The sequence below is a fragment of the Gordonia hirsuta DSM 44140 = NBRC 16056 genome (assembly GCF_000333015.1).
Classification (GTDB): Bacteria; Actinomycetota; Actinomycetes; order Mycobacteriales; family Mycobacteriaceae; genus Gordonia; species Gordonia hirsuta.
In genome coordinates this window covers 81,659-90,524 of sequence record NZ_BANT01000025.1, presented here as the reverse complement: position 1 = coordinate 90,524, position 8,866 = coordinate 81,659, and the positions used below count along the sequence as shown (strand labels likewise).

General features: G+C 67.4%; 6 protein-coding genes and 1 pseudogene. 1 reads left to right on the top strand and 6 read right to left on the bottom strand.

The genetic code is table 11. The features are described 5' to 3' along the window. The 3 genes and pseudogenes from GOHSU_RS10150 to GOHSU_RS10140 all read right to left on the bottom strand — a co-directional run. Positions 1-1,332, bottom strand: a pseudogene (locus GOHSU_RS10150) (hypothetical protein); the annotation flags it as partial. A 67-nt stretch (positions 1,333-1,399) separates the two neighbouring features. After that, on the bottom strand, positions 1,400-3,334 hold the full coding sequence (locus GOHSU_RS10145) for an ABC transporter ATP-binding protein (protein ID WP_005940770.1): 1,935 nt from the start codon (positions 3,332-3,334) through the stop codon (positions 1,400-1,402). After that, complete coding sequence (locus tag GOHSU_RS10140; RefSeq protein WP_005940768.1) at positions 3,331-5,064, bottom strand: ABC transporter ATP-binding protein; 1,734 nt, start codon at positions 5,062-5,064, stop codon at positions 3,331-3,333. The genes GOHSU_RS10145 and GOHSU_RS10140 overlap by 4 nt, the downstream gene beginning before the upstream one ends. A 122-nt stretch (positions 5,065-5,186) precedes the next feature. Between GOHSU_RS10140 and GOHSU_RS10135 the strand changes: the two genes are divergently transcribed. After that, on the top strand, positions 5,187-5,618 hold the full coding sequence (locus GOHSU_RS10135) for a hypothetical protein (RefSeq protein ID WP_024332552.1): 432 nt from the start codon (positions 5,187-5,189) through the stop codon (positions 5,616-5,618). 61 nt (positions 5,619-5,679) lie between these two features. On the opposite strand, the gene GOHSU_RS10130 is transcribed toward GOHSU_RS10135, so the two are convergent. From GOHSU_RS10130 to GOHSU_RS10120, 3 genes are all read right to left on the bottom strand, one after another. Beyond that, entirely contained in the window at positions 5,680-6,483 is an 804-nt protein-coding gene (locus GOHSU_RS10130; protein ID WP_005940764.1) for a family 1 encapsulin nanocompartment shell protein, read from the bottom strand. Positions 6,484-6,550: 67 nt separating this feature from the next. Beyond that, on the bottom strand, positions 6,551-7,573 hold the full coding sequence (locus GOHSU_RS10125; protein WP_005940762.1) for a Dyp-type peroxidase: 1,023 nt from the start codon (positions 7,571-7,573) through the stop codon (positions 6,551-6,553). A gap of 135 nt (positions 7,574-7,708) precedes the next feature. After that, positions 7,709-8,674 (bottom strand): alpha/beta hydrolase, encoded by a 966-nt coding sequence (locus GOHSU_RS10120; protein ID WP_024332551.1) that lies wholly within the window; start codon positions 8,672-8,674, stop codon positions 7,709-7,711. Positions 8,675-8,866: the final 192 nt, after the last annotated feature.

The window sequence follows — 8,866 nt, the reverse complement described above, 5'->3', positions numbered from 1 at the left end:
CCGGGCGGAGGCGGTGGGCAGCGGACTGCCCGCGACGGCCCCGGAGCGTCCGGCGGCGGGGGAGCCGGCGCTACCGGCCTGCAGCGACCGGCGAACCTTCATCGCAGCACGGGCGCTGAGGATCATGATCGGCAGGAACAGGATGAAGCCGAGCATCACCAGCGACGAAAGCGCCACCTTGACCCAGCTGCCCAGCGGCAGCAGCCACAGCAGCAGCCCGCCGTTGATCACCAGCACCCGCCACAGCCACCAGCGATTCATCTGGGCCAGGCCGGCCGCGGTGACCGGGCCGCCGCCCATCATCGTCGGCAGGAGATGACTCATCACGCCGAACAGCAGCTGCGCGGCGAAACCGCCCAGGAACCACACGCTCAGAATGCTCAGGCGGTCGGTTTCGAAGGGCCCGTTCAACAGCATCACCAGGTAGGTGAGCAGCGAGCCGAGCAGCCATGCCAGCGCGGCGGTGATCGATGCAGAGGCATACGAATCCGGCGGGCGGTGCAGCAGGATCGGGACGAACGGCACCACGACGATCAGCCAGCCGGCCAGGTAGACGGCCACACCGGCCGCGGCCAGTGCGGGCAGATCGGTGAGCGCGCCGGCACAGATCACGGCGATACCGTCCAGTAGAACGACCAGGGCGTAGGGGCGACGGCGGGCATCCAGCGCCGGTCCGGTGGCGCCCAGCAGCCGCGGGAACATCAGCATCAGCACCCCGGCTGCGGCCAGCCCCAGGAAGCCCAAGATGTTCAGCGCCTGGTGGGTCAGCAGATAGCCGGCCTGCTGCGGGTCGGCGAAACCGTAGGCCATGGCGACACCGAAGCCGGCGCCGAAGGGCAACAGCGCCGCCGAGGCGACGAAGAACCAGGCGTTGAGGGCGTTCTCGGCCGGGCCCTCACCCCGTTCGGCGCGGGCGGTCTGCGCCTGCAGGATCAGCTGGGTCATCGCCACCGCATGCCAGGCCACCACCCCGCCGATCAGGACGGCGCCGACCAGGGTCACCTGCCAAGCGGCGGTGAGCATACCGACCATGGTGATGATCAGGCCCACGTTCAGGGTGTAGATGCGGCCCAGCTGCAGGGGGCGCCGTTCGTCCGGCAGGTGGTAGCCCAGGAAGCGCTCGGCCAGAGTCTGCGACCACAGCAGGATCGAGTTGGCCACCAGGCCGATGGTGAACACGTGCACCAGCAGCCAGCGGGATTCGGGAATCGTCCAGTGCGTCAGACCGATCGCGATCAACACCACCATCCAGATCCGGATCGGCAGTCCGGCGCGGCGATGCCAACTCATCGGTCGGCGTGGCGGCTGCTTGGCCCCTTCGGCGGTAGTCACACCTTTAGATATTACGGAGAACCCATCCGGTTAATCCTGGGTCGTTGGTCACATTTCTCAGGGCACCCTAACCCTGATCGACCGGTTCGGTGAACTGGGCGTTGTAGAGGCGGAAGTAAGCGCCGTGCGCCGCCAGCAGCCCCTCGTGGGTGCCCTGTTCGACGATGTGTCCGTCTTCCATCACCACGATCAGGTCGGCATTGCGGATCGTGGAGAGGCGGTGGGCGATCACGAAGCTGGTCCGATCGCTGGACAGATTCGCCATGGCCTGACTGATCAGCAGCTCGGTGCGCGTATCGACCGAGCTGGTCGCCTCGTCCAGGATCAGGATGGTGGGTTTGGCCAGGAAGGCGCGGGCGATGGTGATCAGCTGGCGTTCGCCGGCGCTGACACCGCCGCCCTCGTCGTCGAGCACGGTCTGGTAGCCGTCGGGCAGCGTCCGCACGAAATGGTCGACGTGGCAGGCCTTGGCCGCTTCGATCACCTGCTCGCGGCTGGCCGACGGGTCGCCGTAGGCGATGTTGTCGTAGATCGTGCCGCCGAACAGCCACGAGTCCTGCAGCACCATGCCGGTGCGGCCGCGCAGATCGTCCCGGGTCATCTGCCGGGCGTCGACGTCGTCGACCAGGATCGTGCCCGAATCGACATCGTAGAAGCGCATGATCAGATTCACCAGGGTGGTCTTTCCCGCACCGGTGGGCCCGACGATCGCGATCATCTGGCCGGGCTGCGCCTCCAGGGACAGGCCCTCGATCAGGGGGTGGTCGGGCCGGTAGCTGAAGCTGACGTCGTCGAAGACGATGTGGCCGGTGTCGCGCTGCGGGCTGACCGGGTCGACCGGATCGGGGCTCTCCTCCTGCGCGTCGAGGACCTCGTAGATGCGTTCGGCCGAGGCCACACCGCTCTGCATGAGGTTGAACATGGATCCGATCTGGCTCAGCGGCTGGGTGAACTGGCGCGAGTACTGGATGAAGGCCTGCACCTCGCCCAGGCTCAGCTGGCCCGAGGCGACCCGCAGCCCGCCGACCACGGCCACCGCGACGTAGTTCAGGTTCCCCAGGAACATGATGGTCGGCATGATGATGCCGGAGATGAATTGCGCCTTCCAGCTCGACTCGTAGAGCTTCTGGTTCTGCTCGTCGAAGACGGCCTCGACCTCGGCGCGCCGGCCGAACGCCTTGATCAGTTCGTGCCCGGTGAAGGTCTCCTCGACCTGCGCGTTGAGTGCGCCGGTGGCCGTCCACTGGCCGATGAAGTGCGGCTTGGAACGCCGGGCGATCAGGGCCGTGGCCAGGACGGCCAGGGGCACCGTCGCCACGGCGATCAACGAGAGCAGCGGCGAGATGGTCAGCATCATGATGAGGATCGCGATGACCGTCAGGATCGAGTTGAGCAGCTGACTGATGGTCTGCTGCAGGCTCTGGGACAGGTTGTCCAGGTCGTTGGTGACCCGGCTGAGCAGGTCGCCGCGGGCGGACTGGTCGTAGTACGACAGCGGCAGCCGGTGGACCTTGGCCTCCACCTCGGCGCGCATATCGGCGACGGTGGCCACCACCACCTGGTTCAGCAGGAATGCCGCCAGCCAGCCGAGGAGGGCGGCACCGACGTAGAGCATCAGGACCTGCAGCAGCACGGTGCCCACCGCGCCGAAGTCGATGCCCTCGCCCGGGACCACATCCATCGAGGCGACCATGTCGGCGAACGTGCCCTGGCCGCGCGCGCGTAATGCGTCGACGGCCTGCTCTTTGGTCAGGCCGGCCGGCAGGCGTGAGCCGATGAAACCGTCGAACAGCAGGTTGGTGGCGTGGCCGAGAACGCGCGGGGCGAATGCGGTCAACGTCACCGAGGCGATGATCGACGCCAGGATCACCAGCATGCGGACCCGGAAGGTGGCCAGGCGCCGGACCAGCCGTTTGAGGGTGGGCCGGAAACTCTTGGCCCGCTCGATCGCGGGGGCCTGACCGGGATGTCCGCCGGTCGCCGTGCGTCCGGGGCGAGTCATGAGGCCTGTCCGATCGCGAGCTGGGATTCGACGATCTCCCGGTAGGTCTCACACGACTGCAGCAGTTGTTCGTGGGTGCCCAGGCCGGTGATCATGCCGCGGTCGAGCACCACGATCTGGTCGGCCTGGGTGATGGTGGAGATGCGCTGGGCGACCACGATCACCGCCGACTCGCGGACGACGGGAGCCAGCGCGGCGCGCAGTGCGGCGTCGGTGGCCAGGTCCAGGGCCGAGAAGGAGTCGTCGAACAGGTAGACGGCCGGTCGGCGGATCAGCGCGCGGGCGATCGCCAGTCGCTGTCGCTGACCGCCGGAGACGGTGGTGCCGCCCTGCGCGATATCGGTGTGCAGACCCTCGGGCATGGCTCGCACGAATTCGGCGGCCTGAGCGATCTCCAGGGCTTCCCACATCTGCTCTTCGGTCGCCTCGGGCTTGCCCTGACGCAGATTGTCGGCGACGGTGCCGGAGAACAGGTAGGCCCGCTGGGGGACCAGTCCGATGTGCCGGCGCAACTCGTCCGGATCGGCGTCGCGCAGGTCCACACCGCCGATCCTGACGGCGCCGCCGGTCACATCCAGCAGCCGCGGAATCAGGTTGATCAGGGTGGTCTTACCCGAGCCGGTGGAACCGACGATGGCGGTGGTGGTCCCCGGTGCGGTGCGCAGCGTGATGCCCGAGAGCACCGGATCGTCGGCACCGGGGTAGCGGAAGGCGACATCGTCGAATTCGACGACGGCCGGATCTCCGGTCATCGGCCGTGGATCCAGCGGGGGCAGGACCGAGGTGGAGGTGTCGAGGACCTCGCAGATGCGGTCGGCGCACACGCCGGCGCGCGGGGCCATCATGGCCAGGAACGAGGCCATCATCACCGCCATCATGATCTGCATGACGTAGCTGATCATCGCGGTGAGGACACCGATCTCGACCCGGCCGTCGGCGATCTGGCGACCGCCGAACCACAGCACCGCGATCAGGGTGAGGTTGGTGATCAGCATGACCGCCGGGAACATCAGGGCCATCATGCGGCCGACCCGCAGGGAGGCGTCGGCCAGCCGGTCGTTGGCGACGCCGAAACGCGCGATCTCGTGGCGTTCTCGGACGAAGGCGCGCACCACCCGGATGCCGGTGATCTGTTCGCGCAGTACCCGGTTCACATCGTCGATGCGGGCCTGCATGGCGCGGAAGCCCGGGATCATCCGCCCGATGATCAGCCCCATCGTCAGACCCAGGACGGGGATCGCGACCACCAGGATCCAGGAGATCGGGAAGGCGACCTTCATGCCCATCACGATGCCGCCGATGCCCATGATCGGGGCCATCACCAGGATCGATACGCCCATCACGGCCAGTAGCTGCACCTGCTGGACGTCGTTGGTGGTCCGGGTGATCAGCGACGGGGCGCCGAACTGGCCGACCTCGCGAGCGGAGAAGTCGTTGATCCGGCGCATCAGATCGTGCCGGATGTCGCGGCCGGCCCCGAGGGCGGCGCGGGCACCGAAATACATCGCCACGACGGAACTGAGCACCTGGACGGCCGAGATCGCCAGCATCCAGCCACCGGTGGTCATGATGTAGCCGGTATCGCCCTTGGCGACGCCGTTGTCGATGATGTCGGCGTTCAGGGTGGGGAGATAGAGCATGGCGACGGTGGCCACCAGCTGCAACACGACGACCGCGACCAGCGGCCACCGGTAACGCACCAGATAGGTGCGCAGGAGTCGGATCAGCACCCGATCCAGCGTACTCGTCGCCGTTCGCGGTGCGGTCCGCCGACAGAAAGCGGCCGCCGGGCAGGTGCGGTCGCGGCGGCAGCACTATTTAGATGATCGCAGTTCCCTTATATTATGCGGGGGTGACCATGGTGGATATCAGGCAGGCGGTACTGGAGTCGCTCGCGCGGTACGAGGAGTCCCACGGTGATCCGACGCGGGCGATCTACGAGCGGTTCTACCGGGTGCATCCGGAGGCGATCGAGGAGCTCGCCTTCGACACTGTTCTGGAGAACCGCATGATGGCGGGCATCCTGGCGCTGCTCGCCGATGTCGCCGACGGGAGTATCGACCCCGGCGGCGCCGTCTACTGGGTCTCCGACCACGTGGCCTGGGAGGTGAGCGAGACGATGATCATGGGGATGTTCGGCGCGGTCCGCGATACCGTCCGCGAGGGCCTCGGACCCGAATGGACGGCCCGGATGGACGCGGACTGGGCCGGGCTGCTGGCCGCTCTGGCGCCGGCGATGCGCGATGCGGTGAGCGAGGCCGGCGGGATCGTGTCGGAGGGCTGAGCCCGCGATGCACCACGACCGCCGTCCGGGGGCCGGACGGCGGTCGTGGATCAGATGCGGGTCAGGAGCGCTGACGCAGCGGAACGGCCGCCTCGGGGCTGAAGGTCCGGTAGGTGAACGATTCGGTGAAGTACAGGCTCACCGAATCGGCGTCGTGCGAGTCGTAGCCGATCGAGACGTCCTGACCGATGGTCAACTCGAAGTCGCCGCCGCGGGTGCTGATCAGCACGGCGCCGTCGATGGCCGGAGCCCAGATGATCTCGCCGGAGCCGAGGATGCGCTTGAGGTGTTCCCGGATCGGGTAGCCGTCGTTCACCGACTCGCTGACCAGGCTGTACAGCTCGGCGGACAGCGCCAGCGAGTACGGGCCGTCGACCGAGGCCAGCCGCAGGGTACTGAGCGCATCGCTGAGCGCATCGGGGAAGTCCTTGGCGTCCTTGGGCACCGACAGCGTGGTCGGGGCGATCTCGGTCAGCCCGGTGATATCTGCCGCGGAGTATCCGGTGAAGATGGCCCGGTCCTCGGCCTTGGCCAGCTCGGCGGCGGCGTTGACCACCGGATCCCAATCCGAATCGGACGCGCCGCGGTCGACGTTGTCGATGGCCTCGCGGCTAACGGTGAACGGGACCTTCAGCTCCACCAGCGGTTGGGCCTTGCGCAGGTAGGCGATGATGCCCTCGCCGGGACTGTCGATCTTTCCACGATGCCCGACGGTGACGGCGTCCACGTCCAGGCCCAGCGGACCGTCGACGTCGACCAGACGCCGGCCGGCGCTGTTGCGCTTGAACGAGCGGCTCGCCTCTTCCTCGATCTCGGCCCAGGCGGCGGAGGAGATGGGTGCCAATTCGCGGTGCAGATTGTTCATGCGGAACTCCTTGAGCGGTGATGGATCGGGTTGACTGTGCAGCTGGGATCGACGTTACGCGGGCGACTCAGGTGTCGCGGCGCAGACTGCCGATGCCCAAAGAGCCGTCGGAGGGGCTGGTGCGCGGCGGAGTCGCCGGGGCCGGGGGTGCCGGGCGGGTGGGGGCCGGGGGCAGCTCGTCGAGAAAGTCGACGCTGGGAGCGAAGTACTCGTTGCCGGTCACCGCGGTGGTGAAGTCGAGCAGGCGGTCGTAGTTGCCGATGGGATCGCCGAGGAACATCTTCTCCAGCATCTGGCCGGTGATATCGGGATCCTTGCTGTAGGCGATGAAGAACGTGCCCTTGTCGCCGGACCCGGAGATCTGGCCGTAGGGCATGTTGTCACGGACGATTTCGAGCTCGTTGCCGTCGGCGTCTTCGATGACGTTGAGTGCGATATGCGCGTTGGATGGCTTCACATCGTCGTCCATCTCGATGTTCTCGGCCTTACTGCGGCCGAAGACGTCTTCCTGTTCGCCGACGCTGAGGCTGGTCCAGGAATCGAAATCGGTGACGTAGCGCTGGATGGTGACGTAGCTGCCGCCGCGGAAGCCCGGATCTTCGCCGTCGACGAGGATCGCCTCCAGGGCCTCGTCGCCGGTCGGGTTCTCGGTGCCGTCGACGAAGCCGGTCAGGTCGCGCAGGTCGAAGTAGCGGAAACCGTGGATCTCCTCGACGGTGCTGACCGCATCGCCGAAGTCGTTGGTCAGGATCTGGCCGACCTCGTAGCACATGTCCATCTCGTCGGACTTGATGTGCAGCAGGAGATCGCCGGGCGTGGCCGGCGCGGTGTGCACGTCGCCCTTGAGCTCGGTGAACGGTCGTAGCAGCTTGGGCCGGGGTCCGGCGAACAGCCGGTCCCACGCCGCCGAGCCGATGCCGGCCACGGCGGCCAGCGCCGCGTCGGGGTTGCGCGAGGAGACGGTGCGGAGTCGGCCGGAGAGCCCCTCCAGGGTCTCGCGTACCTGCTCTTCGCCGCCCTCGTTGATGGTGAGGACGAGGAAGATCGCATAACGCAACTTGCGGGTCAGGATGATCTGTCCGGTAGCCACGGTTACACCTTATCCCGGTAGCGGTGGCAGAAACGCCCGAGGCCGGGCTGATCGGTGTGATCAGCCCGGCCTCGGGGAGATTCGTGCGGGCGGTGCCGGTGTGCGCGGTGGGCGACCGGCGTCGTTATCGCCCGATCAGCGCAGTGCCGGAGCGAAGGTGGTGGCCCAGGACTGCTTGAAGCGGTCCTGCCAGTAGGTCCACCAGTGGTCGCCGTCGGGGGTGATGTTGGTGGTCAGCTGGACACCCGGAACCAGGGCGACGCGGGCGATGTACAGCTGGCTGCTCACCGACGCGGCGACCTCCAGCGGCACCATCTGGGCGAACTTGACGGCGTTGAAGCCCGGCGAGCCCGGCATGAGGGAGCTGTCGTAGCGGCTGCCCAGACCGGTGCCCGCGGAGATGTACACGCGCTTGCCGGCGAGGTTGCCTGCCGACAGGAAGGGGTCGTTGGCGGCCCATTCGCCGAACGGGTAGGTGCCCCACATGTTGGAGGGGTTACCGCCCATATCGGCGACCGAGGCCTGGATGCCCTGGGTGAAGCCGGGCATGGTGACGGTCGGGTAGCCCGAGTAGGAGGCGACGGCCTTGTAGAGGTTCGGGTGCCGCGAAGCCAAGTTCAGCGCCGAAGTGCCCGACATCGACAGACCGGCGATGCCGTTCTTGCCGCGTGCGGCACCGTGCTTGCGGGCCATGTAGTTCGGGAGCTCCCGGGTCAGGAAGGTCTCCCACTTGTTCTTGCCCAGGCGCGGGTCGCGCTGCTGCCAGTCGGTGTAGAAGCTGCCGCCACCGCCGTAGGGGATCGCCAGGTTGACGCCCTTGCCGCGCATGAACTGCGAGACGTTGGTGTTGATGTTCCAGCCGCTGTTGTTGTTCGGTGCGCGCAGACCGTCGAGCAGGTACAGGGTGCCCCGGCCCGGCTTGCCGGCGGCGACGATGCAGACCGGGATCGACTTGCCCATCGCCGGCGAGTGGACACGCTCGACGTTGCCGGCGCAGCCGCGGGCTTCGGCAGCCGGTGCGGTAGCGACGGTGAGACCACCGAGCACGGTGGTGGCGGCCAGGGCGGCGGTAAGCACACGCTTACGGGCGCTGGAGAACATACGCATTCCTTCGAGCGATCTCGGCCGGTGCGGCCATGGTCGTTGTGGTGGAACCCCGACGTTCCGGCTGCGCCGACGAGCGACACGCCTTCTGAGGGTACAAGGACCCAGGGTTTCATCCGAACTGAAGGGTAACGGAAACATAACGAGCGGGCAAAGGGTGGGGCCCGGTGCACTCCTGATTACGCTGTC

Excerpts from the sequence above, each read along its gene's own strand:
- GOHSU_RS10145 (WP_005940770.1), bottom strand. The coding sequence starts at position 3,334 with ATGACTCGCCCCGGACGCACGGCGACCGGCGGACATCCCGGTCAGGCC.
- GOHSU_RS10130 (WP_005940764.1), bottom strand. The coding sequence starts at position 6,483 with ATGAACAATCTGCACCGCGAATTGGCACCCATCTCCTCCGCCGCCTGG.
- GOHSU_RS10120 (WP_024332551.1), bottom strand. The coding sequence starts at position 8,674 with ATGTTCTCCAGCGCCCGTAAGCGTGTGCTTACCGCCGCCCTGGCCGCC.